Source organism: Streptomyces sp. NBC_01591 (assembly GCF_035918155.1).
In the GTDB taxonomy this organism is placed as follows: domain Bacteria; phylum Actinomycetota; class Actinomycetes; order Streptomycetales; family Streptomycetaceae; genus Streptomyces.
In genome coordinates this window covers 8,059,406-8,081,846 of the sequence record NZ_CP109327.1, presented here as the reverse complement: position 1 = coordinate 8,081,846, position 22,441 = coordinate 8,059,406, and the positions used below count along the sequence as shown (strand labels likewise).

The window sequence follows — 22,441 nt, the reverse complement described above, 5'->3', positions numbered from 1 at the left end:
TACAAGACTCCGTTGTCTGAGCGTGCTCCGTGGAAGATGCCCCTGCGCACCACAAGCGGGTGCCGCCACTGTCGGGGGGTCAACACCCCCGACAAACGGGCTAAACTGTCTGCTAAAAGCATTTAGCGCTGCTCATATTGGAATGCCGGATGCCCCCTGTCAAGGAGTCAGTGGTCAGGGCGTTGTGATTGTCTTGGGGCCGGCACGCACGCCGTCCCGTCGCGCCGCACGAGAGGAAGTCATGCCCCCCAAGCGCGTCACGCTCGCCGATGTCGCCCGCCGTGCCGGGCTGTCCCCGACCGCCGCGTCGATGATCCTCAACGGCAGGCCCGACTCCCGGCTCTCCGCCGACGCTCATGCCCGGGTCCACGAGGCGGCCACCGAACTCGGATACCGGCCGAACGTCGCGGCGCGCAGCCTGCGAACCGACAAGACCCTCACCATCGGGTTCATCTCCGACGTCGTCGCCACCACCCGCTTCGCGAGCGGCCTGATCCGAGGAGCACTGGACGCCGCGCAGCGGGCAGGGCATGTCATGCTCGTGCTGGAGACCGGTGGCGACCCAGCACGTGAGTCGGAGGCGATTGGCGCTGTACTTGACCGTCAGGTGGACGGAATCATCTTCGCCGTCATGCGCGCCCGGGAACTGTACGTGCCCGAGATCCCGTCGACCACGCGCGTCGTCATGCTCAACGCCACGAACAAGAAGCACCCCGTTTCCGTGCTTCCCGACGAACCCGCCGGAGGTGCCTCAGCAGTCAGACTTCTCGCTGCCGCCGGCCACCGTGAAGGAATTGCCCTCATCGGGCACAACGCGGAAGCCGAGAAGGGGCTCTTCCGGTCCACCACCGTCGAGCAGCGGATTTCCGGCATCCGCGCGGAGATGGCCAGACAAGGCCTGCAGTTCGCCACCGAGGAGTCGTGCTGGGACTGGGAGCCGCACCACGGCTACGACGTCACCCACGCCCTCCTCGAACGCCGGAGCGACATCCGAGCCCTGCTGTGCATGAACGACCGCCTCGCGTTCGGCGCGTACCAGGCCCTGGCCGATCACGGTCTGACCGTCCCGAAAGACATCTCCGTGGTCTCGTTCGACAACGACGAACTCGCCTCCTACCTCCGGCCCGGCCTCACGACCGTCGGACTGCCACACGAGGCCATGGGCCGTGCCTCCGTCGAAATCCTCCTCGCCCCCAGCGCACCGTCCGGCAGCCGCCTGATTCCCATGCCGGTGATCGAGCGGACATCGGTCCGGACACATCCGCTCGATCATGCAACTGCCTGAGCCAGCTCGTTTGAGACGCCGCCTGCGAGTCTCTCCCGGTGGACCCTTGGTCATCGGCTGCTACGGATCAGGTGCGGCGAAGCAGTGAACCGGCCGCTGCCGAAGTGCCGGGCGGTGGCGGCCGGTCAGCCGCCCCACGGGCGGGTGCTGGAACAGCGCACGGCCTGGGGAGGCGCTGCGCCACCAGCCTGCAGCCGTGGGGTGACGAGCGAGTTTCCGCCTTGACCTATCGCCGTGGCTGGCCTGTGGTGCATGGTGTGAGTGCCAGGCTGGCCGCTGGACCTGGCTCGTCATCGCCGCCCACACCCAACTCCGCCTGGCCCGGCCACTGGTCGACAACCACCGGCTGGCCTGGCAGCCCCCGCTGCCGCCCGGGGAACGCACCTCCGGCCGGGGCCGCAAAGGACTCGGCCGCCTCCTCGCACATATCGGAAGCCCGGCCAGGCCACCGAAAGCCTCAGGCCGCCCACCAGGCAGACGCTCGGCCCCGGCGGCACGACACCCGGCCATCAACAAAACCGCATAACGGATACCACAAGCCGCTCACTCCAGCACGCCCTCAGGCTGCCGAGCCCTTCCCGCCCGACAGCTCAACCGACATGCCACGACAATAAAAGGCGATACTCAGGGACTGTCCGGTGGCGGATCGCCACCCTGCCCGCCCGGGCAGCCGCTCGATTTTGCCGGCAGGTAGGGGCAGCGTCGTGGCTCGCCGGTCGATCAGTCGTGGGACGCGGAGTGGTGCGTGAGTTGGCCGACCACGGTCGCACTGTCCGCGAAGAGCCGCTCCTCGACTACGTAGCCCTCCGAATCGAAGGTGATGACGGCCGCCATCTCGATGACGATCGAGTTGCCGGTGGCCGCGAACGCCCCGTACTCGCCGTCGTGTGTGCCTTCGAAGCGGACCAGCATCGAGCCGGTGAGGCCGTCCTGGCCCAGCGGACGGATGCTCGCCCTCAGGTCACTGAAGCCTGCGAAGAGCGCCGACTCGCGGGCGGCGAGCGCATCGATCCCCTCCTGGGGACCGGTCAGGGGCGAGTCGTACCGGGCCGGTTCACGCCAGAGGGCGGTCACTTCGTCGATGCTGTGCTGATTGACAGCGGCCTCGGCCGCGCGAGCGAAATCGTCGATGAACATCGCCAAGCCTCCTTAATTAAACCTGCGTGCTGGTCTATTTAATTACCAGTATCATGCTGACCATGGCAAGCGCGATCAGGAACAGTGACCCTGCGAGGCGAGTCGGCCGCCCGCCGGGACCCACCGCCCATGGAGCCGCCTCCCGCGACCGCATCCTGGAGGCGGCCGCCGGAGTGTTCGCGCGGCTCGGCTACGACCGTGCCCGGATGGCGGACGTCGTCATGGAGAGTGGACTCACCAAGGGCTCGGTCTACTTCCACTTCGAGAGCAAGGAAGCGCTCGCGATCGCGGTTCTGTCCACCAAGCACGCACAGTGGCTCGACCTCGTCCGCACGAGACTGGCCGCGACGCCGGAAGGGGTCGATCGGCTCGAAGCGCTGCTCCCGACGATGCTCGACCTGCACCGCGACGACCCGGACGCCTGGGTCATCGCCCGGTTGATCCAGGACCTGGCGGACGTTCCCGAAACCCGCCCGCTGGCAGCCCAGCTGACCCGGACCTGGATCGACGACGTCGCCGACCTCATCCGCGGCGCCCAGCGCGCGGCGGACGCAACGGTCGGGAGCGACCCCACCCTGCTCGCCACCGTTCTCGTCGGCGCCTTCGACGGTCTGAAAAACACCGTCGCCATCCTGAACGCCGGTGCCGACGAGACGAACGCACAGCTCGCCGCCGGCGGCGAGGTGTTGCTGACGATGCTGGGGTCCGTCCTGGGGCGGGCGTAGCCCGCTCTCCCATCGCAACCGGTGATCCCGCCGCCGCGCGAGCGTCCGCCAACCCGTAGTCCCAGAACACCTACTACCGCTTGACCCGACGCCGGCCGGTGTTCGTGCCAGGCGGCGCTCACAGGTAGGCGTCACCAAAATGGCAGAGACAGGACGTCACCAAGATGACAGTAAGGTTTCCTCAACGAAATGATCTAGCCGCCGCTGGGGCATGGGGCGGCTCTGGACAGGCGTGAAGCCCCTGGTAGGACGGGCCTGCGAAGATCACGTCCATTGAACCAGAGACTTCACGTTGGTCACCTACGCTGCCATGCTCGATGTCCCTCGCCATGCCGTTGAGCTCGTCGCCGGCTTGCTGGCCGGTCACCGGCGCGGACCGGCGCACCGAAGGGTTCCGGGCGCCGGGTCCGTTCCGTCAGGCAGTGCTGATACTGGGCTGGTTCCGCGACCGGGCGTGCGTGCACTGCCTGGCCCGGGACACGGGCATCTCGCAGGCCACCGGCTATCGCTACCTGCACGAAGGCATCAACGTCCTCGCCGGTCAGCCCCCGAACCTGCACGACGTGCTGGACCGCTGCCGCCGGGAGGGCATGACGCATGTGGTCCTGGACGGCACGCTGATCGGTCTGCGCCGTCGAGCGGGCCTACGGGCGAACTACCCCCAAGGTCGTCAAGCGGATCACGGACGACGAGGACGAACTCCTGGCGTTCTTCGACTTCCCCGCCGAGCACTGGATCGGCCTGCGGACCACGAACCCGATCGGTCGATCTTCGCGACGGTCCGTTTGCGGACCAAAGGGCACTGGCAGCCGCGCCGCCGTCCTGGCCATGGTCTTCAAGCTGATCGAGTCCGCCCAGGCCCGCTGGCGAGCCGTGAGCGCACCCCCACGTCGTCGCGCTCGTCCGCGCCGAGCCCGCTTCGAACGCGGCCACCTCATCGCACGCCCCGGAACGAACTCAACCCCTCCACGGGTGTGGACATCTACTCGGCCCGCTTGTCCAAGGCGTGCATCAGTGTGCGTCGTATGCCCCGGTAGTGGCCGAGCGCGGTCTCGCGGATCATCTCGTCGCTCCAGGGGGGCGAAGCGGCCGGGTGACAGGCGATCGGGGGCGACGAGGAGGTTGCCGGTTTCCAGGAGCATGTCCGCGAGTTGTCGGCCGACGCCGCCGGCATGGGTGACCCAGGAAGCTTCCGCAAACCACAGGCCGGGTACCCCCACAGCGGGGCCTACCAGGGGAAGTTCATCAGCGGTCAGGGCGAACACACCGTTGAGCCTCCGTCCCTGGGGTACCTGCCGGAAGGCCGGGACCAGGGCGGTGGCCTCAGCGATGGCGGTGCCGAAGGCTGCTTCCCGGAAGGGAGGTTCGGCCGATGTGAGCGTCGGGGACGGGGTCAGCGGGAGCGCGGCGTGGGGGTAGCTGCCCCAGTCCGTAGCGACGGCCGTGGCGGCGGGTGTAGACCGCGTGGTCAGGGTGGCGGACGATCGGTGTGTCGATGGGGGTCTCGTCCAGTCCGGGCAGTTCGGCGGAGAACCGTAAGGGTGCTGGACGTCGACCGTGGGCAGCCGCACTCCGGCATGCGCTGCCAGGACCGGGCCCCAGATGCCGTGGCCAGCACGAATTGTGAGACTCGCGCACGGCGCCGTGTCTCCTGAGCAGACCAGTGAACTGCCTGCCGCCTCGACGCGGACGGCGAAGGCCAGGATGCCGTGCGCCATCGCTCGGCTGGTCGGCGTGAGTGCGCCGACTTCCACCTGATGCCCGTCGCGCAGCTCATGGACGGCGAAGGCAGATTCGACCGGGCTGCGGGTCGAGGTGTTGGTGAGGAAGTGGGCCAACCGGTCGGCGATGCCCGGAGGGCCGTACAGGGGGATCGGCGCGGCGAGCCGTATCTGCGAAGAGAGCGCCGTAATAGGCAGTGAGCAGGTCCGCGCTGTGATCGGCGTGCAGATGCGAGATCCAGATCGCGTCCAGCTCATCCAGTCGGACGTGCCGTTGAAGCTGAGCCAGCGTCCCGCTGCCGGCGTCCATCCACACCCGTGTGTCGCAGCTGGACACCAGGTAGCCGGAGCAGGGATTGTCCACGCTCGGATCAGGCGTCGCACACCCCAGAACGGTGAGAAGGGGAAGCTCGGTGGTCATCCGGGAGTCTGGAACGCTTTGGTCCGCGACTACGAGGGCCGCCCGGCCTCCTCGGAGTCGCGGTGAAGCTCTTGTCCTGCGGGTTCCGCTCGACGATCTCGACGCCGGTCCCGTGTCTGTGGCCGTGGGCTTCGCCTCGGTCTTCGCCGGACGGTCGCTGGCGGGCGGGCAGGCGTCAGTCGGTGACGAGGTCGTCCGGGGCGGACCGGGCGAGTTCGGCCAGTGTGGCCAGCGCGTGGGAGAGAACGTCGGTCTGCGGGGAGGCAAGCCCCAGCCGGATCGCGTTGGGGGCGTGGTTATTGCCGACGGTGAACGCGGCGGCCGGCACCACTCCGATGCCGTGCCGGGCAGCGGCGGCGACGAAGGTGTCCGCGCGCCACGGGCGGGGCAGTTGCCACCAGCAGTGGTACGAGCGCGGGTCGCTCCGTACAGCGAAGCCGCCGAGGTGCCGGGCCGCGATCTCCTGTCGTACAGCGGCTTCCCGCTGCTTGGCCTGTACGAGCGCCTTCACGGTGCCGTCCTGCTGCCAGTGGTAGGCCGCCTCCAGTGCGAAGCGCATGGGGGTCCAGCCCCCCGAGCGCAGCGACGTGGCGATCTCGCCCACCAGGAAGCCGGGCGCCACCACGAACCCGAGGGTCAGGCCAGGGGCTATGCGCTTGGACAGGCTGTCGACGAGGACGGTCTGCTCGGGGGCCAGAGAGGCGAGCGGCGGCACTTCGTCGTGGAGGAAGGCCCAGATGGCGTCCTCGATCGCGGGGATCCCCGACCGCAACAGGACATCGGACAGATGCTCCACCCGTTCCCGGGGCATGGTGACCGACAGCGGGTTGTGCAGAGTCGGCTGTACGTAGACGGCGTGCAGCGGGCCGCTGCGGTGGGCTTCCTCGACGGCCTCCGGGATCAGCCCTGCTGCATCCATGGCCAGGGGCACGAGGGTGATGCCGAGCCGCGTGGCGATGGCCTTGATCACGGGGTAGGTCAGTTCCTCGACGCCGAGCCGAGCGCCCGGTGGCACCAGGGCGGTGACAACGGCCGAGATGGCCTGCCGCCCGTTCCCCGCGAAGAGCACCTGCGCCGGGTCGGGGCGCCAGCCGCCACGCGCGAGCAGATCGGCGGCGGACTCGCGGACGGCCGGAACGCCGGCCGCGCCGACGGGCCGCAGCGCGTACCCGAGGACATCGGGACGCAACAGCCTGCCGAGCCCGTTGGCCAGAAGCGCGGCCTGCTCGGACACCACCGGATAGTTGAGCTCCAGGTCGATCCGGCTGCCTGCGGGTTCGGTGAGCGCGGGCGCGGATGCACGGGGGACCGCGCGGACGAAGGTGCCGCGGCCCACTTCGCCCAGAGTGAGGCCCCGTCGGGCGAGTTCCTGGTAGACGCGGGTGGCGGTGGAGTTGGCGATGCCGTGCTGCTGGGCGAACTTGCGTTGCGGGGGAAGCCGGTCGCCCGGCCGGAGGATGCCGGCCCTGATCTCCTCGGCCACCGTGTCGGCGACGCTCTGATAGTCCTTCACGGCGCTCTCCTCTCGTCCACGTGCCTCCGCCATCCAACCACACAATTGCACCGAGTGCAATAGTGCATATTGCATCGAGGTTTTGCAGGCAATATGCTCGCGGCATTGCTTCGAGCCTGGCCCGTGCACCGGGCTGGGGGAACCCCTGTTGGATGCGCCACGAGAGGGCGCGCGACCGCCGGAAAGGAGTCCTGCCAGCAGTGAACACGACCGCATGGTCTCGGTCTCCGCTCGGCCGGACTCCCCTGCTGCTGCCCGACTGTGACCGGTGCGGATTCACCTCCTGCCTGGTAAGGCACGGTACGGTCGCCGACCTGCTGCGGAAGTACGCGGCGGAGTGGCAGCAGGTCCTGACGGGGCCGGGGCTCGACGGCCGGCGTGCGGGCGTGCCTCACTGGTCACCGCTGGAACACGGCTGCCACGTCCGTGACATGTGTCTCCTGTTCCACAAGAGGCTCGACGCAATTTTCGGAACCACACCGATTGCACCGCACCACCGCACCGCGCCGGATGTCGGGCCGGCCGCAGAACGCCCGGACATCGTCCGGCGCTACCGCGACGAGGAACCGCGACAAGTAGCGGAGGAACTGGGGTGGGCCGCCGAGGCCCTGGCCCGCCGCCTGGCCACGCTCACCGCCGACGACTGGGACCGCGACGGCGCGGGCCTGGCCGACTCGCGACTCACCGTCGATTTCTTCACCCGCCATCTCCTTCACGACATCGCTCACGACCTCGCCGAGGTACGGCGCGGTGACCGCTCCGGTAGGGCGCGTCCGGAGACGGCAGCGGGACATTAACAGCGAATGAGGGGTTTTCATGGTTGAACTGAGCGGGGTCCTCGGCGTGATGGTGGTGGCCCTCGGGATGGTGCTCACCCCGGGCCCGAACATGGTCTATCTCGTCTCACGCAGCATCACCCAGGGCAGGCGCGCCGGGATCATCTCCCTCGGCGGTGTGGCCCTGGGCTTCATCGTGTATCTACTTGCCGCAAACCTCGGCCTGTCGGTCGTCTTCATCGCCGTGCCCGAGCTGTACTTCGCAGTGAAGCTGGCCGGCGCGGCATACCTCGCCTACCTCGCCTGGAACGCGCTGAAGCCGGGCGGCGTCTCCGTCTTCACCCCGCAGGACGTCCCGTACGACTCGCCGCGCAAGCTATTCATGATGGGACTGATGACGAACCTGCTCAACCCGAAGATCGCCGTCATGTACCTCTCGCTCATCCCGCAGTTCATCGACCTGGAGAAAAGCCACGTCCTCCTCCAGGGCATCGCGCTCGGCTCGATCCAGATCGTGGTCAGCGTCGCGGTCAACCTCACCATCGTCCTGGCAGCCGGAACCATCGCCGTCTTCCTCTCGCGCCGCCCCTCCTGGCTCAAGGTGCAGCGCTACGCGATGGGCACGGCGCTCGGCGCGCTTGCCATCTCGCTGGCCCTCGACACCTCAGGTCCGGCCAAGTCGAGCTGACGGCACGGCACATGGGGGCGGTCCGGTGGCCGACCTGGGCTTTACCGCCTCAAGATCCTCATCACCGCAGGTCCCCGCGGGGCATCCGCAGGCTGTATCCGACCCCGCGTGTGGTGTGGATGAGCGCCGGTTCGGTTCGGTCGATCTTGCGACGCAGGTTCTTCACGTAGGTGTCGACGATGCGTGTGTCACCGGCGAAGCCGTAGTTCCACACCTGCTGAAGAATCTCCCGCTTCTGCAGCACCCGCTCGGGGTGGGACATCAGGCACACCAGCAGCCGGAACTCCGTCGGGGACAACTGCGCGGGCTGCCCGGCGCGCCGTACCTCGTGCGCTTCCTGGTCGAGAGTGAGGTCGGCATAGCGCAGTGCGGGCTGTCTGGCGGGGCTGGTCGTCGGGGCGCTGCTGCGGCGGAGGATGGCGCGGACGCGCAGCAGGACTTCCTGAACGTGGAAGGGTTTGGTGACGTAGTCGTCCCCGCCCGAGCTCAGTCCGATGATGCGGTCCTCGACCTCGGTACGGGCGGTGAGGAAAAGCACCGGCGTGTAGAAGCCCTGGGCGCGCAGCTCGCGGGTCACCGCGAAGCCGTCGGTATCGGGAAGCATCACGTCCAGCACGATCAGGTCCGGGCGGCAGCGGCCCGCCTTGAACATGGCGGCGTTCCCGGTGTCGGCCGAGGCGATGGAGTATCCGGCCGCGTGCAGGGCCGAAGTGAGCAGGGTGCGGATGTCCGGATCGTCCTCGACGACGAGGACGGTGTACCGGGCGGAAGGGGCGGCCATCACGGGCTCGGATCACCTCGGGTAGAACGGGAACGAAGGGCGCCGACCGGGGCGGCGCGCGGTGCTGACCGAAAAGGTCGGCAGACTCACCGGGCTCGGCGTCAATCTGCTGGGATGAAACCGTCCTGTACGTGCGGGTCTGAACCCGCTGCGGGCACGTGTACCCGACGCTGAGGTCCTGGCCTTACAGCTGCCCCAGAGTCCCGGCTATGCGGACTGGCAAGGCCGATGCGCCGCTCGGCCCTGCTGACGGACGCCACGGCCTGATCATCTGCTTCGTGACCGTCAAGGGTGTCATCGGTGTCTGAGGCATTTATGGCCGGGAGCACCCGCCGACAAGACGTTGGGACATGTAGCCGAGACGGAAGGCTATTCTGCGGCTCATTCGATCTCTCTAGGGTTGAGGGCATCAAGCAGGACGCCGAGCCAGAAATCAACCGGCCGAAACCCAGGGAGAGTTACCGTGCGCACAGTGTTCCAGAAGTCTTTCGGTGGCCCCGAGGTCCTTGAGGTCGTGGAGACCGAGCGGCCGAAACCGCTGCCCGGCGAGGTTCTTGTCAAGGTCCACGCCAGTGCGGTCAACCCTGTGGACGTGTTCGTCAGGTCCGGCGCTTTCCCACTGCTCGGTGAGCCGCCGTTCGGCGTGGGCTGGGACATTTCCGGGGTGGTCGAAGAGGCCGGCCCCGGCGCCAGGTTCGAGGTGGGTGACGAGGTATACGGGATGCCGTTCTTCCCCCGCGCCGCCACCGGGTACGCCGAGTACGTCGCCGCACCGTCCCGCCAGGTGGCTCGCAAGCCCGCCTCGCTCGACCATGTGCACGCCGCCGCCATCCCCCTCGCGGCGCTCACGGCCTGGCAGGGCCTGGTACAGGCGGCAGGCGTCAAGGAGAGCGACCGGGTACTGATCCACCGGGCAGCCGGTGGTGTCGGCCACTTCGCGGTACAGATCGCGAAGGCACACGGCGCCCATGTGATCGCCATGGCCAGTCCGGCCCGGCACGATTTCGTCCGCGGCCTCGGCGCCAACGAGGTCATCGACTACCGGACCACCGACTTCACCGAGGCCGTCAAGGACGCCGACGTGGTTTTCGACTCCACGGCCCAGGGCGATCTCTCGCTCAGTGTGCTGCGCCCCGGCGGCGTACTCATCAGCATCGTGGAACACGCCGACCCAACGCTCGCCGTACGCGTCGAGGCCGCCGGGCGGCGCTTCGCCGGCATCTCGGTCGAGCCGGACTACGCCGCGCTCGAAGCGATCGCCGACCTGGTCGACGCGGGCCTGATCCGCCCGCACGTCGAGGAAACGTTCCCGCTGGAGGAGGCCGGTAAGGCACATGAGCTGGTCGCCTCGGGACACGTACAGGGCAAGATTGTCCTGACGGTCTGACCGCGACGGGCCGAACCAGGGAGAGCAAGGCGGGATGGATATCCTCACCGAGGCGCTGGCCTCGATGCGCACCGGGCACCCGGCATCCGTACGGACCAACGGCCGCGCCCCCTGGGGCGTGCGGCTGCCGCCAGTCGCAGGCGCCGGGTTCCATGTGGTGCTGTACGGGACCTGCTGGCTGGTCCCCCTCAATGACACACCACCGCATCTGAAGCCGATCCCGCTGAGCCCCGGTGATGTGATCTTCCTGCGCAGCGGGCGGGGCCATATCCTCGCCGATCATCCCTCCACCCCGGCCGTGGAGGCCACTGCGGAGCAGTTCCAACGGGGTTCACCGATCGGCTCGCTCACGCTCGGTGGCAAAGGCCCCGAGACCAGCCTCCTGTGCGGCGACTACCAGCTGGACCAAAGCCGCCCGCACCCTCTGGTGCGCCACCTGCCCGAGGTGATCCATCTGCCGACGCGGCACGGCCGCCATCCGGAGTTGAGCGCCGCCGTCCAACTCCTCGGCTCCGAGCTGGAAAACCCACGCATCGGCTCGGACGGCATCGTGCCCAGCCTGATCGACTCGCTGCTCCTCTACATCCTGCGGGCCTGGCTGGACGATCAGCCCCCGACCGCCGCCCAGGGGTGGGCCGCGGCCCTGGGCGACTCGGCGGTGGCGCCTGCCCTGTCGGCCATTCACGACGACCCCTCGGTCCAGTGGACGGTCGAATCGCTGGCCGAGCGGGCAGGGCTGTCCCGCGCCGCCTTCGCCCGACGGTTCGCCTCGCTGGTGGGCGAACCGCCGATGGCTTATCTGACCCGCTGGCGCATGACGACCGCCGCCCGTCTGCTGCGCGAGTCCAACGCCTCACTGACGACGGTCGCCGCCCGCACCGGATACGGCTCGGAGTTCTCCTTCGCCAAAGCATTCAAGCGGGAGTACGGCCTGGCCCCGGGCGGCTACCGGCGCCAGACCAGGGCTGCCTAGTGTCCTGCGCCAGTAGTTGAGCGTTGGTTGTCGTGTGACTTCTGCTACCAGACGGGTTGTTCCACTGATCGTGCGACCGCAGGGTCTGCGCACCGTCCGCCGGAGTCGGCCCTGGACTGCACCACCAGCCGCCGCGCACCGACCTGGCGCGCCGGAGCTCGGCCAGAGGAGGCAGTTTCCCTCGACGCGTAGGCCCGGGATCCGCACCTGCTCCGGCACTCTTGCCGCTACGAGCAGGACGCTGAAGGCGGCCTTGTCCTCGATCCGGGCGGAGGTTGCTGTCGATCGCGGTGATCGCCGGTGGCGCGGGCAGCGTGGACAGCGGTTCGGTAGCCTCCCCAGGACACTGGTCCAGCCGTGCCGCTTTTCGGCCCCTCGGACACGGTCCTGGGCGGCCAGGACCGCGTGGGGGAAACCGGCCTGTTCCCAGCCGGGACAGCAGCCGATCGCTAGCGCCGGCCGCGTCAGGGTGCGCGGCCTGGGCCCGGCGTACAGGGAGCGCATGGACGGGCAGAACCGCTTGGCTGAGACCAGCGGGCGGCGCCAGGGCCTCGTCGAGGGCGGTCTGGGCCGCCTCCACGATTCCCGGATCGGGCACCTGCATCCGGCCGGTCATGCCGAACACACCAGTTCGCCGCTCGCCGCGGCCGGGGCCCTCCGGGTGACGCGGCTCTTGATCAACTTGAAAAACCGACTCGAAGGTATTTAGTATTGGGGGCATGGGAAGGCCAGTGGATCAACTGACACCGAAGGGCGCGGCGACGCGCCGGGAGATTCTGCGCGCCGCCGCCCGTGTCTTCGATGCCAAGGGGTACGCCCTGGCCCGGATGGACGACGTGGTGAGCGAGACCGGCCTCACCAAGGGTGCCGTGTACTTCCACTTCAAGAGCAAGGCCGCCCTGGCCCATGCGGTCGTCGACGATCAGAAGCAGGGGATGCTTGCGCATGTGCGCAGGCAGCTCGAGGGGCTCGGAGGGCCGGCTGCGCAGGTACGCGGACTCGTCCCCGTCCTCGTGGACCTCGTCATCGCCGAACCCGCGGGATGGTCCGTCGTGCGGCTCGACCGCGAGCTCACCACCGAGTCACCGCAGGAACGCGCTCAGGTGTCCGTTCTCGCGGAGTGGGTCGGCCTGGTCGAAGAACTCCTTCTGGCCGGCGCCCGCGCGGGCGACCTGCACCTTCCGGCCGACGCCCACGTGCTGGCGACCGTATTCGTGGGCGCGTTCGACGGGCTGAAGGGCGTCCTCGAGGCCACGGGGCGCGCCACTCCCGAAGAGCTGCGCCGTGCAGCAGGCGCTCTCGCCGAAGTCATTGAGGCGACCATCGAAGCTCACTGAACGCGGGCAGGCCGGACATCACGCACGTCGGCCACGTCGGCCTTTTCATCGCCAAGAAAAAAACCTTCAAGTCGGTATGGAGACAGACATGAACTACTCGGACACTCTCACCTCCCAGCTGGCCGTCGTCACCGGCGCTTCGTCAGGGATCGGCGCCGAGTTCGCCCGACAGCTGGCCGCCCGCGGTGTGGACCTGGTCCTCGTCGCCCGTTCGAAAGACAAGCTGGAGGAGCTCGCCTCGACCCTGCGGACCAAGCACGGCGTGACCGTCAGACCCATCGCCCTCGACCTCTCCCTGCCCGACTCCTCCGAGACCCTCGCGCGCACGCTCGACAAGCAGGGCGTCGCCGTGGACATCCTCATCAACAACGCCGGCTTCGCTTCCCACGGCGACCTCGCCGAGGCCGACCCCGGCCACATGGCGTCCCAGGTGCAGCTCAACGTCGGCACGCTCGTCGGCAACACCACCCGGCTCCTGCCCGGCATGGTCGAGCGCGGGCGCGGCACCGTCATCAACGTCGCCAGCACGGCCGGATTCCAGGCGGTGCCGCACATGGCGGTGTACTCCGCGACGAAGGCATTCGTCCTGTCCTTCACGCGTTCCCTCTGGGGCGAGACCCGCGGCACCGGTGTGACCGTCCTCGGGATCTGCCCGGGCGCCACCGACACCCCGTTCTTCGACGTGGCCGGTGACAACGCGTCGGTCGGCAGCCGGCGCACACCGCAGCAGGTCGTCGCCACAGCACTCGCGGCGCTCGGCGGACGCAAGGCGACCGTCGTCGACGGCGCCGGCAATGCCCTGGTGTCACGCGTCGTCAGCCGCCTGGTACCCGAGCGCCCCCTGATCCGCATCGCCGAACGCAGCGTACGCCCCAGCGCGTGAAAGGCCCGCCGGCGAGCCGTGAACGCACCCCACCTCGTCGCGCTCGTCCGCACCCGCCGTCGGCGGCCCAAGTCCGCCCGGCTGGGTCTACATCGCCTTCGTCCCGGACGTGTACTCACGGATGATCGTCAGGTGGCAGCTCGCCACCCACATGCGCACCGATCTCCCCCTGGACGCCCTGGAGATGGCGTTTTGGCGGCGTGGAATCAAGAAGGGCCTGGGTCTGATTCATCACAGCGACCGCGGCTCACAACCCGGACTCAATCCGCTACGGCGATCGGTTGCCGAAGGCCGGCGCGACCGCGTCCGTCGGCTCCGTCACGGACAGCTACGAAAGCAACTTGACGAACTATAGGAGCGTCAATGCCATGGCCGAGGCCCTCAACGGCTCGTTCGAGGCTGAGCCGACCGAGCACCAAGGACCCTGGCGGGGAGCTGACCAGGTAGAACGTGCCGTCGTCCCGTGGGTCGGCTGGTACGACACCGGGCGCCTGCACTCAGCCCTCGACCACCTCCCGCCCGAGGAATTCGAGGCCCGTTACTACCGATCCCAGGCAACCACGAACGCCGCCTGAAACCCACAAACCAACTGCTACGAAACTCGGAACAGCTCAGTGAGTGCATTGAGGCTCGGGCGGATCGCTGCCGCGGCCGCGGCGGCGGCAGCGGCTTCATCTCCGGCCTCGATCGCCGCCAACAGTGCGTCGTGGGGTTCGGCGCCGCTCTCCTGGATCACGTCCTGGCTACGCAGCGCGTGCAGGCTGTCATGGAGTCGGCCGACGAAGAAGCGGTAGCACTCCAGCAGCACGCTGTTCCCCGCCGCTTCCACCACGGCCAGGTGGAAGTCTGCGTCGGCACGGGCGAACTCCTCCGGCGCGGTTGCGCTGTTTCGGGCAGCGAGCATGCTGCGCAGCCGCCGCAGGTCGGCATCGGTGCGGCGCATGGCGGCGAGCTGGGCCGCCTGAACGTCGAAGCCGAGCTGGACCTCGAACACCTCGCGTACGTCGGCAGTCCCGAACCGTCGCAGCATGGGGGCGGGGTCGGTGGTGGAGACCACGTAGGTACCGGCCCCCTGTCGGGTCTCCAGTACACCCAAGTGCACCAGGGCCCGTACCGCCTCTCGGATCACGGTACGGCTCACTCCCAGCTCCTCGGTGAGCCGCTGCTCGGTCGGCAGCCGGTCCCCGATCGCCCAAGTGCCTTGCATCAGAGCTTCGTTGAGCTGGCCTACGACCTCGTCGACCGAGGACCTGCGGCCGATCATGCGCATGGGGACTCCTTCGCCGGTTGCAATCTTCCGGCCCCACAGTATCCTGATCACCTGCCATCACTCATCAGTCATCATACAAATTTGGAGCTACGGTGAAGCAACTCATCACACCCGATTCCTTGGCCTGGGCCGCACAGCTACGCGAGGGCACCGGGGCAGACGCCATGCCGTTCGCCCCGGCGGTCGTCACACGCGGCGACACTGTGTGGCTCTCGGGTGCCACCGCCTACCCGCTCGTACATCAGCACCCCCATGACGAGGCCGAGCTCACAGTGCCCGAGGGAATCGCGGAGCAGACCCGGGCCTGCCTGGAGAACCTGCTCATCGCGTTGAAGGCGGCCGGCGGCGACGTCCAGGACATCGTCAAGGTCACCATTTTCAACACCGACATGGACGCCCAGAACGAAGTCAACCAGGTCTACGCGGAGTTCTTCGGCGAACACAGGCCGGCACGCAGCCATATCGGCGTCAACCGTCTGGTCGGCCCCGAGCTGAAGATCGAGATCGAGGCCGTAGCGGTCCTTGGCTGACAGTGTGCGGCCCTTGGCTGATGGCGTGCTCCCCGATCAGGGTGTGTCATTCGCCCTGCCGACGCGTGTGCAGGCAGCGGGCAGGCGGCCTTCGCTGCCCGGCTGACCACTGCCTGCCCAGTAGTTCCTGCCTTTCAGCGGGATCAAATATCGTAGGAGCCAAAATGTCTCTCTTCATTCCCGATTTCGACGGAACCGTCGTTGTGCGCTCTGCTGACGCCGAATTGATAGGCGAGGGCGGCCCGGTAACCAACCAGTTGCTCGTCGACAGCTCCGCCACGGGCGGGGCGCTCTCCAGCATGCGTGTCACCCTCGGCAAGGGTGCCAATGGCGCCCGCCCGCACCACCACGGCAAGTCCGCCGAGATGTTCTACGTCCTCGACGGCACCGCCCAGCTACTGTCCGGCGATCAAGTGGTCACCGCGGAGCGCGGAGACGTCGTCGTCGTGCCGCCCGGTACACAGCATGCCTTCGCCGCCGCACCCGGCGAGATTGCGGACATGCTGGTCATCATCACGCCCGGAGTGGAACGCTTCGAGTACTTCCGCCACCTCGAGCGCATCCGCTACGGCAAGGTACCGCCGGAGAGCCTCCTCGACGTTCAGGAACTCTACGACTCCTATTTCGGAACGAGTCCTGTCTGGAACGCCGCACGCGAACAGCCATGCTCAGCGCAACAATGCCCGTGACGTGCGGATGACCGGGCCTTCGAGTGTGACCAAGAGTTTGCACGGTCTCGTCTCACCCTGTATTCACCGGCATATCGGCGTCAACCGTCTGGTCGGCCCCGAGCTGAAGATCGAGATCGAGGCCGTAGCGGTACTTGGCTGACAGTGTGTGGCCCTTGGCTGATGGCGTGCTCCCCGATCAGGGCGCGCCATTCGCCCCGTCGATGCCAGTGCGGGCAGCCGGCAAGCAACCGCCGCCGCCCCCAGCCCCCTGACTCTGGTGATCACGCTGATACGCGGCGGCTGGACCGGCGGCCTCTCCGCACACCACACCCTGGGCGTCGTGCTCGCGGTGTTTGCTGTACAGCGGTGGTTCCGGTGGGAGCCGCGGCATTGACCAGGGACTCGGAGGTGGGCATGAGCGGGCGCGGTGGCTGGTGGCGCGGCAAGAGCACGCCGGAGAAGGTCGAGACGTACACGCGGTGGTCGTTCAACTTCTTCGCCATGATCGAGGTCGTGTCGATCGGACTGCCCATCTTCGACAATGTGTCGTCGGCGCTCGCCTGGTGCCTGTTCCTGCTGGTGTGCGGACACTCCGCGCTGTGTGCGGTGACCGCCTCACAGGCTCTGGACTGGGCGCGCGGGACCCGGGAACAGCCCGGCCGGATGCTGCTCACCCTGGCGGTGGGCACGGCCGTGGTCGCCGTGCTCGCGGTCATTCTGTCGGGCACCACATGGCGCCCGGCGACCGACTCCGAGTTCCGCGTGGCCTCCACCGTGTTCGTGGGCGTCATAGCGTTCGGCACCAGTATGCTCGCGCTCGGCACGCGAAGCATACGGAGGATGACGCACGCGGTGGTCGGGGCGGCCCTCGGCGCCGGAGCGGTGGCGTTCCCCCTGGGCTTCCCGGGACCCGCAGCATTGATCACGGCCGGCGTGGTCATGCTCGCCGCGGGGTTCCTCACCGCCACCGCCGCCTTCTCCGTCTGGCTGCTCAACGCCGTCTACGAACTCTACGAGGCCCGCGAAACCCGGGCCCGGCTCGCCGTCGCCGAGGAACGGCTGCGCTTCGGGCGCGATCTGCACGACGTAATGGGCCGCAACCTGGCGGTGGTCGCGCTGAAGAGCGAGCTCGCCGTGCAACTGGCACGGCGCGGGCGGCCGGAGGCAGTGGAGCAGATGATCGAGGTCCAGCAGATAGCGCGGGAGACACAGCGAGAGGTCCGCGAGGTCGTACGCGGCTACCGCGAGGCCGATCTCCGGACCGAGCTCGCGGGCGCACAGGGTGTGTTGACGGCCGCCGGCATCGACTGCGAGATCAGCGGCCCGGTGACCGGACTGCCTGCGGAGATCCAGTCCACGCTCGGCTGGGTCGTACGGGAAGCGACGACGAACGTGCTGCGCCACGGAGACGCCGGAAGATGCGCGGTGTCCCTGCGAGTGGCGGAGGGCCGGGTGACCCTCACCGTCGAAAACGACGGAGCGCCTGGTACCGGTGCCGGGCCCAGCACCACCGAGCTGGCAAGGGGGTCCGGCCTCGCCGGGCTGCGCGAGCGGCTCAGGGAGGTGGACGGGGTGCTGCGGGCCGGACCTGCCGGGGGTGACCTGTTCCGCCTGACCGCCGAGGTGCCGCTGCCCTCCACCCCGGTTCGGGTTCAGAATCCGGGTCCGGACCCGGCTCCGGACCCGGGCGTGTCGCCTTCGCTCGTTCCCCCCACCCTGTGAGAGTGAGGTCATCCCATGATGTCCACCCCTCCCACCTCATCCATTCCACCTGCTCCATCCACCCCGCCTGTCCCTCCCACACCTACCGTGCGACTGTTGCTCGCCGACGACGAGCACCTGATCAGGGGTGCGCTCGCCGCTCTGCTGGGACTGGAGGACGACCTCGTGGTGGTCGCCGAGGCCGCGACCGGACCCGAGGCGCTGGCGCTAGCACACGAGCCCGACGTCGCCGTCCTGGATCTACAGATGCCGAGGGCGGACGGTGTGAGCGTGACCACATCGCTACGGGCCGAACTTCCCGGCTGCCAGGTGCTGATCGTGACGAGTCATGGGCGGCCGGGGTATCTCAAGCGAGCGCTTACGGCAGGTGCGCGGGGGTTCGTCCCGAAGACGGTCAGCGCACAGCGGCTCGCGGAGATCATTCGTACGGTGCATGTGGGAAACCGTTATGTGGACCTGGAATTGGCCGCGGACGCGATCTCCGCCGGGGACTCGCCACTGACCGCACGCGAGGCCGAGGTGCTCGAGCTCACCGCCGGTGGGGCGCCCGTCGCGGAGATCTCGGAGCGGGCCGCGCTTCGCAGGGGACCGTGCGGAACTATCTGTCGTCGGCCGCCTCGAAACTCGGGGCGGAGAACCGTCACGCGGCGGTGCGTCTCGCGCGGGAGCAAGGTTGGATTTAGACCCAATACCGCCGCCGCTTCAAGGACTTTCCTGGCATCTGCTGGTGGGTTTGGTGGGCGGGATGAGTGTGAGTGTTCTGGCTGGTGGTTGTGGTGATGGGGGTGTTTGAGGTGCCAGTTGGACACCTTGCGTTTGATGACGGGGGGGTTGGTGCGTGGTAGGCGGGGTGGCAGGAGTCGTTCCAGCAGTTCACTGCTGGTGTGGGTGAGAGCTTGTTTCAGCCGTAAGGGGAAAGTGCCGCCTGGTCGGTGACGTGGCGGCAGGCGGCGTTCAGGGTGCGGGTGAAGAAGATCCGGTCCGGTTCGAGGCTGGCCTGGTGGGCGGTGTCGTGGATGACGTCTCTGAGGGCGTGGTGGACCAGGAGGAATCCGTAGATCTCCTGCTCGACGCCGTCCGGGTGTTGCGCGTGCAGGACCAGGTGGCGGCCGCCCTGGTGGGTTTTGATCTCGTCGAGGGCGTTCTCGATCTCCCACCGTTGGTGGTAGAGGGGTGCCAGTTCGGCGGCGGGGGCCTGGTCCGGATCGCAGACTGTGGTGATGAGCCGGTAGACCGTGCCGTTGCCTCCGTCGAGGGTGTACTCGATCACCCTTTGGCGCAGATCCACCGGCACCGCGGCGCGCCGGAGCGAGCGCGTCCGATGGCGGAGCGTGCTCTGAGCCTGCACGAGTCCTGTCTGCTGGCGGATGGTCCCGCCATCGCGACGGACTTGGACACCCTGGCGCGAATCCGACACCTTCTCGGTGATCACGAGGCGGCGGTGCCATTGGCCGAGCGGGCGCTGCGGATCGACGAGGCGGCGTACGGGCCGGACGATCCGTATGGGTTCGCGTGCCACAGGTTGCTGGTCCGGAAGGTTTCTCCCGGACCAGCAACCCTTTCGATGCTCCGGATCGCATTCACCGGACCGCACGCGGATGGCGGTGAGGTCTCTCCCGTTGGACCATGGGTGGCGTCCCCAGGAACGTGGTGGTGATCCAATGGCCGGCGGCGCGGTCAGCCGCCCTGAGGAGTCGACGGAGGCCATGGAGCTCTGGTCGGCTTTCCCTGACAGTCGGGACCGTCACTCAGAAGCGGTCTGGCCCTGGTACCAGTCGTGGATCTGCTCGCCGGTGAGGAAAGTCGCTTCGGCGTGGCCGCGGATGTATTCCAGGGCCTGGTCCAGGTACTTCAGCCGGTGTGGCGCGGCCATGATGTAGGGGTGGACGACGAGTGCCATGACGCGCGCGGAGTCGTCGGCGCGGGCGTCGGCCAGGAGCTGGTCGAACTGGTCCGCGGCACGGCGCCGGTACTCCTCGGCGGAGTGGTGCTGAATGAGCATCATCGCCACGTCGTTGCACTCCTGTGTATAGGGCACATTGACGATGGGGGTGGTGCGGGTGCGCAGTTGGGTCGGCTGGTCGTCCAGCACCCAGTCGCAGACGTACGCGTAGCCCTCCTCGACCAGCAGGTCGGGGGTCTCCCAGGTCTCGGTGAGACCTGGGCCGAGCCAGCCGCGGGGCGGCTTGCCCACAACGGCGGTGATCGCGTCGCGGGTGCGCTGGATATCGAGCCGCTCGTCGGGCACCTTCTGCATGTTCTTCTGTGTGAAGCCGTGGCCCATGAACTCCCACCGGCGCTGGAGAGCGGCCTCGGTAATCTGCGGGTAGGCGGAGATCGCGGAGCCGTTGACAGCGAGGACCGCGGGGATCTCGTGCCGGTCGATCACCCGTAGCATCCGCCAGAATCCGACGCGGTTGCCGTACTCGTGCCAGGCCCAGTTCGGTACGTCCGGCGAGGGCACTCCGCCAGCCGGCGGGGAGAGTACGGTGCGCGGCATCGGCTCGGAGTCCGACCACTCCTCGATGTTGACGATGAGCCAGACGGCGACCCGCGCTCCGCCCGGAAGCTGCAGGGCCCGGCGTCCCTCGATGGGGTCGTAGTCGATCCGCTCACTGGGCCTTATGCGGGCGTTACTTGGCATCACGGTGGCTCCCGTTCTCGGTGATGGTGACGGACAGGGGTGCGAGGCCGCTGATCTCGACGTGGACGACGTCCCCCGGGACGATCGCGGAGACGCCGGCGGGCGTGCCGGTGTAGATGAGGTCACCGGGGCGGAGCCGGTAGTCGGTGGAGAGGTGGGAGATGATTTCGGCGACGTTCCAGATCATCAGCGCGAGCGGGGTGCGCTGGCGGGCCTCGCCATTGACATCGAGCCGTAGTTCGGCTGCGGCGAGGTCGCCCACCGACGCGCGGGGGGTGATCGGGCCGCACGGCGCGGAGGCGTCGAAGGACTTGCCGGCCTCCCAGGAGATCTGCCGGTCCCGGCAGTCACGCTGGCGGTCGCGGCGGGTCAGGTCGATGCCGGCGGCGTAGCCGTACACCAGGTCCAGCGCCTGTGCCACCGATACGTCCACGCCCTCGGCGCCGATCGCGACGACGAGTTCGCCCTCGAACTGGAAGTCTGAGGTGCGGGGCGGGTAGGGCACCTGGTCGTTGCCGGGCACAACCGCGTCGGTCGGTTTCTGGAAGAAGAACGGATCGTCCCGCTCGTCGCCCTCGCGCATCTCCCGGACGTGGTCCACGTAGTTGCGGCCGACGCAGTAGACGCGGCGTACGGGGAAGCGCTCGGCGATTCCGGTGACGGGCACCGACACGGTCGGCGGGGTGAACAACAGAGTCATGAGAGCTCCGATGGGGTTGTGGTGCTGAACAGGGCCGGGCGCAGCAGGAGGGCGAGCAGCGCGCCGGCCAGGAAGAAGCCGGCGATCTGCAGGAGTCCGGCGCCGGTCCATCCGAGGGCGGACACGAACTGGCTGAAGACCCAGCCGGATACGCCGGCGGCGATGTAGACGCAGGTGATGAACATGCCCGAGCCGTGTCCCGCGATGGCGGGTCGGACGGACTTCACCAGCAGGCCGGCGAGGGCGACGTAGGTCCCGCCACTGGCGAACAGCCCGAACAGGAACGAGAACGCGGCATGCCAGGCCACGTCGTGCGGGCCCAGGAATAGGGCGGCCGCCGACGCGGCCGCCAGCGCGTTCATCGAGCCGATGCACACGCGCGGGTCGATCCGGTCGGTGAGCCAGCCGCCGAGGGGCGAGGCGAACGCGGCCAGTCCGGACAGCCCGATGGCGAGGCCGGCCTGGCCCGAGGTGAAGCCGAGTTCGTCGCGCAGGTAGGTGGCGTAGAGGCCGATGTAGGCGAAGTCGGCGAGCCCGAACAGCACGGTGATGACGGCGAGCAGTATCGGGTTCCAGCTCAGGAGGGACGGGGACCCGCCGACGGTGGGCTCCCGCGTCTGCGTACCGGTGGCCTCGGTGAACCGGCGCGGCACGAAGAGGGCCACCGCGAGGGTCACCAGCAGGCCCAGCCCGCCGAACGCGAACATCGGCGCGTGCCAGGTGCCGTAGTGCTCCAGGAGGGCGGTCGCCGCCCAGGGACCGATGACCGACCCGGTGGCGAACGCCATGTTCACCGCGCCGATCGCCAGTCCCCGGTGGCGTGGGAAGGCTCCGGCTGCGACGGTCAGGATCGCGGCCAGCTGCAGTGCTTCACCGACGCCGGAGGATATGCGCCACAGCAGCATGTCGGCGAAGCCTGCGCTGAAGACCGTCAGCACGGTCGCGACGGAGAAGATGCTGGTGCCGACGACGACGAGCATCTTGCGGCTGAAGCGGGCGAGCGCGATTCCGGCGGGTATGCCGACGATCCCCATTCCCAGGGCGAAGATCGTGGATTGCAGGCCGGACTGGTCGAGGCTGAATCCGTACTCGTGCCGGACCTCGGGGAGCAGGACGGGGAAGACCATCCGGTCCATCGCGTTCACCGAGTACGCCAGCAGGAGCAGGGCGTACATGGCGACGGCGGGGAAACCCACGACAGCATGGGTCGCGGGCCGGATCGATGCCGCTCTGATGGTCATCCGCACACCGCCCGGATCGTGATCGATGGGAGAGCT

The 22,441-nt window shown here is 68.4% G+C and carries 22 protein-coding genes and 5 pseudogenes; 18 read left to right on the top strand and 9 right to left on the bottom strand.

From position 1 onward, the window contains the following. Positions 1-241 precede the first annotated feature (241 nt). Positions 242-1,285: a LacI family DNA-binding transcriptional regulator gene (locus OG978_RS37380; protein WP_326769472.1), complete on the top strand. Its 1,044-nt coding sequence runs from the start codon at positions 242-244 to the stop codon at positions 1,283-1,285. 720 nt (positions 1,286-2,005) lie between these two features. Here OG978_RS37380 and OG978_RS37375 read toward each other — a convergent pair. Continuing rightward, the gene (locus tag OG978_RS37375) at positions 2,006-2,422 is read right to left on the bottom strand and encodes an ester cyclase (RefSeq protein WP_326769471.1); all 417 of its coding nucleotides are present in this window, start codon (positions 2,420-2,422) and stop codon (positions 2,006-2,008) included. A gap of 62 nt (positions 2,423-2,484) precedes the next feature. Here OG978_RS37375 and OG978_RS37370 point away from each other — a divergent pair, with 62 nt between their 5' ends. Both OG978_RS37370 and OG978_RS48460 read left to right on the top strand, forming a co-directional pair. Further along, on the top strand, positions 2,485-3,147 hold the full coding sequence (locus OG978_RS37370) for a TetR/AcrR family transcriptional regulator (RefSeq protein WP_326769470.1): 663 nt from the start codon (positions 2,485-2,487) through the stop codon (positions 3,145-3,147). A 660-nt stretch (positions 3,148-3,807) separates the two neighbouring features. Beyond that, positions 3,808-4,095 (top strand): annotated as a pseudogene (locus OG978_RS48460) (transposase); the annotation flags it as partial. A 674-nt stretch (positions 4,096-4,769) separates the two neighbouring features. Here the strand turns inward: OG978_RS48460 and OG978_RS37360 are convergent. Continuing rightward, a pseudogene (locus OG978_RS37360) lies at positions 4,770-5,289 on the bottom strand (MBL fold metallo-hydrolase); the annotation flags it as partial. A 175-nt stretch (positions 5,290-5,464) separates the two neighbouring features. Beyond that, a complete protein-coding gene (locus OG978_RS37355; RefSeq protein ID WP_326769469.1) occupies positions 5,465-6,802 on the bottom strand; it encodes an aminotransferase-like domain-containing protein in 1,338 nt (445 codons plus the stop codon). Between the two features lie 200 nt (positions 6,803-7,002). Between OG978_RS37355 and OG978_RS37350 the strand changes: the two genes are divergently transcribed. Next, positions 7,003-7,599, top strand: coding sequence for a hypothetical protein (locus OG978_RS37350; protein WP_326769468.1), 597 nt, complete (start codon positions 7,003-7,005; stop codon positions 7,597-7,599). 19 nt (positions 7,600-7,618) lie between these two features. After that, entirely contained in the window at positions 7,619-8,266 is a 648-nt protein-coding gene (locus tag OG978_RS37345) for a LysE family translocator (protein WP_326769467.1), read from the top strand. A gap of 61 nt (positions 8,267-8,327) precedes the next feature. Here OG978_RS37345 and OG978_RS37340 read toward each other — a convergent pair whose 3' ends face one another. Beyond that, a complete protein-coding gene (locus OG978_RS37340) occupies positions 8,328-9,047 on the bottom strand; it encodes a response regulator transcription factor (RefSeq protein WP_326770275.1) in 720 nt (239 codons plus the stop codon). A 463-nt stretch (positions 9,048-9,510) separates the two neighbouring features. Here OG978_RS37340 and OG978_RS37335 point away from each other — a divergent pair, with 463 nt between their 5' ends. From OG978_RS37335 to OG978_RS37310, 7 genes and pseudogenes are all read left to right on the top strand, one after another. Beyond that, on the top strand, positions 9,511-10,434 hold the full coding sequence (locus tag OG978_RS37335; protein ID WP_326769466.1) for an NADP-dependent oxidoreductase: 924 nt from the start codon (positions 9,511-9,513) through the stop codon (positions 10,432-10,434). 34 nt (positions 10,435-10,468) lie between these two features. Then, entirely contained in the window at positions 10,469-11,407 is a 939-nt protein-coding gene (locus tag OG978_RS37330) for an AraC family transcriptional regulator (RefSeq protein WP_326769465.1), read from the top strand. Positions 11,408-11,909: 502 nt separating this feature from the next. Next, positions 11,910-12,116 (top strand): hypothetical protein, encoded by a 207-nt coding sequence (locus tag OG978_RS37325; RefSeq protein ID WP_326763348.1) that lies wholly within the window; start codon positions 11,910-11,912, stop codon positions 12,114-12,116. Between the two features lie 10 nt (positions 12,117-12,126). Continuing rightward, positions 12,127-12,744, top strand: coding sequence for a TetR/AcrR family transcriptional regulator (locus OG978_RS37320; RefSeq protein ID WP_326763349.1), 618 nt, complete (start codon positions 12,127-12,129; stop codon positions 12,742-12,744). 88 nt (positions 12,745-12,832) lie between these two features. Beyond that, the gene (locus tag OG978_RS37315; RefSeq protein WP_326769464.1) at positions 12,833-13,627 is read left to right on the top strand and encodes an SDR family NAD(P)-dependent oxidoreductase; all 795 of its coding nucleotides are present in this window, start codon (positions 12,833-12,835) and stop codon (positions 13,625-13,627) included. 82 nt (positions 13,628-13,709) lie between these two features. Next, a pseudogene (locus tag OG978_RS48455) lies at positions 13,710-13,982 on the top strand (DDE-type integrase/transposase/recombinase); the annotation flags it as partial. After that, positions 13,969-14,202, top strand: a complete 234-nt coding sequence (locus OG978_RS37310; RefSeq protein ID WP_326769463.1) for an integrase core domain-containing protein — start codon at positions 13,969-13,971, stop codon at positions 14,200-14,202. The pseudogene OG978_RS48455 and the gene OG978_RS37310, both read left to right, overlap by 14 nt. A 17-nt stretch (positions 14,203-14,219) precedes the next feature. Here the strand turns inward: OG978_RS37310 and OG978_RS37305 are convergent, their stop codons facing one another. Next, on the bottom strand, positions 14,220-14,897 hold the full coding sequence (locus OG978_RS37305) for a FadR/GntR family transcriptional regulator (RefSeq protein ID WP_326769462.1): 678 nt from the start codon (positions 14,895-14,897) through the stop codon (positions 14,220-14,222). A 92-nt stretch (positions 14,898-14,989) separates the two neighbouring features. Here OG978_RS37305 and OG978_RS37300 point away from each other — a divergent pair, with 92 nt between their 5' ends. The 5 genes and pseudogenes from OG978_RS37300 to OG978_RS37280 all read left to right on the top strand — a co-directional run bounded on the left by OG978_RS37300 (position 14,990) and on the right by OG978_RS37280 (position 18,503). Beyond that, positions 14,990-15,427: a RidA family protein gene (locus OG978_RS37300; RefSeq protein ID WP_326769461.1), complete on the top strand. Its 438-nt coding sequence runs from the start codon at positions 14,990-14,992 to the stop codon at positions 15,425-15,427. Positions 15,428-15,591: 164 nt separating this feature from the next. Further along, the gene (locus tag OG978_RS37295; protein WP_326769460.1) at positions 15,592-16,116 is read left to right on the top strand and encodes a cupin domain-containing protein; all 525 of its coding nucleotides are present in this window, start codon (positions 15,592-15,594) and stop codon (positions 16,114-16,116) included. A gap of 247 nt (positions 16,117-16,363) precedes the next feature. Continuing rightward, a pseudogene (locus OG978_RS37290) lies at positions 16,364-16,492 on the top strand (ABC transporter permease); the annotation flags it as partial. A gap of 20 nt (positions 16,493-16,512) precedes the next feature. Next, positions 16,513-17,820: a sensor histidine kinase gene (locus OG978_RS37285; RefSeq protein ID WP_326769459.1), complete on the top strand. Its 1,308-nt coding sequence runs from the start codon at positions 16,513-16,515 to the stop codon at positions 17,818-17,820. A gap of 18 nt (positions 17,821-17,838) precedes the next feature. Next, a pseudogene (locus OG978_RS37280) lies at positions 17,839-18,503 on the top strand (response regulator). Between the two features lie 218 nt (positions 18,504-18,721). Here the strand turns inward: OG978_RS37280 and OG978_RS37275 are convergent. Beyond that, a complete protein-coding gene (locus OG978_RS37275) occupies positions 18,722-19,168 on the bottom strand; it encodes a transposase (RefSeq protein WP_326769458.1) in 447 nt (148 codons plus the stop codon). On the opposite strand from OG978_RS37275, the gene OG978_RS37270 reads away from it, so the two are divergent. Then, complete coding sequence (locus tag OG978_RS37270; RefSeq protein ID WP_326769457.1) at positions 19,142-19,477, top strand: tetratricopeptide repeat protein; 336 nt, start codon at positions 19,142-19,144, stop codon at positions 19,475-19,477. The two genes, OG978_RS37275 and OG978_RS37270, sit on opposite strands and share 27 nt — an antisense overlap. Before the next feature lie 87 nt (positions 19,478-19,564). Here the strand turns inward: OG978_RS37270 and OG978_RS37265 are convergent, their stop codons facing one another. The 3 genes from OG978_RS37265 to OG978_RS37255 are packed head-to-tail and all read right to left on the bottom strand — an operon-like array spanning position 19,565 to position 22,405. Continuing rightward, a complete protein-coding gene (locus tag OG978_RS37265) occupies positions 19,565-20,464 on the bottom strand; it encodes a polysaccharide deacetylase family protein (RefSeq protein ID WP_266687104.1) in 900 nt (299 codons plus the stop codon). Then, on the bottom strand, positions 20,454-21,164 hold the full coding sequence (locus tag OG978_RS37260; protein ID WP_326769456.1) for a fumarylacetoacetate hydrolase family protein: 711 nt from the start codon (positions 21,162-21,164) through the stop codon (positions 20,454-20,456). Before OG978_RS37260 ends, OG978_RS37265 begins: the two co-directional genes overlap by 11 nt. Next, positions 21,161-22,405: an MFS transporter gene (locus tag OG978_RS37255; RefSeq protein WP_326769455.1), complete on the bottom strand. Its 1,245-nt coding sequence runs from the start codon at positions 22,403-22,405 to the stop codon at positions 21,161-21,163. Before OG978_RS37255 ends, OG978_RS37260 begins: the two co-directional genes overlap by 4 nt. Between the last annotated feature and the right edge of the window lie 36 nt (positions 22,406-22,441).

Excerpts from the sequence above, each read along its gene's own strand:
- OG978_RS37380 (WP_326769472.1), top strand. The coding sequence starts at position 242 with ATGCCCCCCAAGCGCGTCACGCTCGCCGATGTCGCCCGCCGTGCCGGG.
- OG978_RS37375 (WP_326769471.1), bottom strand. The coding sequence starts at position 2,422 with ATGTTCATCGACGATTTCGCTCGCGCGGCCGAGGCCGCTGTCAATCAG.
- OG978_RS37370 (WP_326769470.1), top strand. The coding sequence starts at position 2,485 with ATGGCAAGCGCGATCAGGAACAGTGACCCTGCGAGGCGAGTCGGCCGC.
- OG978_RS37345 (WP_326769467.1), top strand. The coding sequence starts at position 7,619 with ATGGTTGAACTGAGCGGGGTCCTCGGCGTGATGGTGGTGGCCCTCGGG.
- OG978_RS37340 (WP_326770275.1), bottom strand. The coding sequence starts at position 9,047 with ATGGCCGCCCCTTCCGCCCGGTACACCGTCCTCGTCGTCGAGGACGAT.
- OG978_RS37330 (WP_326769465.1), top strand. The coding sequence starts at position 10,469 with ATGGATATCCTCACCGAGGCGCTGGCCTCGATGCGCACCGGGCACCCG.
- OG978_RS37325 (WP_326763348.1), top strand. The coding sequence starts at position 11,910 with ATGGACGGGCAGAACCGCTTGGCTGAGACCAGCGGGCGGCGCCAGGGC.
- OG978_RS37320 (WP_326763349.1), top strand. The coding sequence starts at position 12,127 with ATGGGAAGGCCAGTGGATCAACTGACACCGAAGGGCGCGGCGACGCGC.
- OG978_RS37315 (WP_326769464.1), top strand. The coding sequence starts at position 12,833 with ATGAACTACTCGGACACTCTCACCTCCCAGCTGGCCGTCGTCACCGGC.
- OG978_RS37305 (WP_326769462.1), bottom strand. The coding sequence starts at position 14,897 with ATGCGCATGATCGGCCGCAGGTCCTCGGTCGACGAGGTCGTAGGCCAG.
- OG978_RS37295 (WP_326769460.1), top strand. The coding sequence starts at position 15,592 with ATGTCTCTCTTCATTCCCGATTTCGACGGAACCGTCGTTGTGCGCTCT.
- OG978_RS37285 (WP_326769459.1), top strand. The coding sequence starts at position 16,513 with ATGAGCGGGCGCGGTGGCTGGTGGCGCGGCAAGAGCACGCCGGAGAAG.
- OG978_RS37270 (WP_326769457.1), top strand. The coding sequence starts at position 19,142 with ATGGCGGAGCGTGCTCTGAGCCTGCACGAGTCCTGTCTGCTGGCGGAT.
- OG978_RS37265 (WP_266687104.1), bottom strand. The coding sequence starts at position 20,464 with ATGCCAAGTAACGCCCGCATAAGGCCCAGTGAGCGGATCGACTACGAC.
- OG978_RS37260 (WP_326769456.1), bottom strand. The coding sequence starts at position 21,164 with ATGACTCTGTTGTTCACCCCGCCGACCGTGTCGGTGCCCGTCACCGGA.
- OG978_RS37255 (WP_326769455.1), bottom strand. The coding sequence starts at position 22,405 with ATGACCATCAGAGCGGCATCGATCCGGCCCGCGACCCATGCTGTCGTG.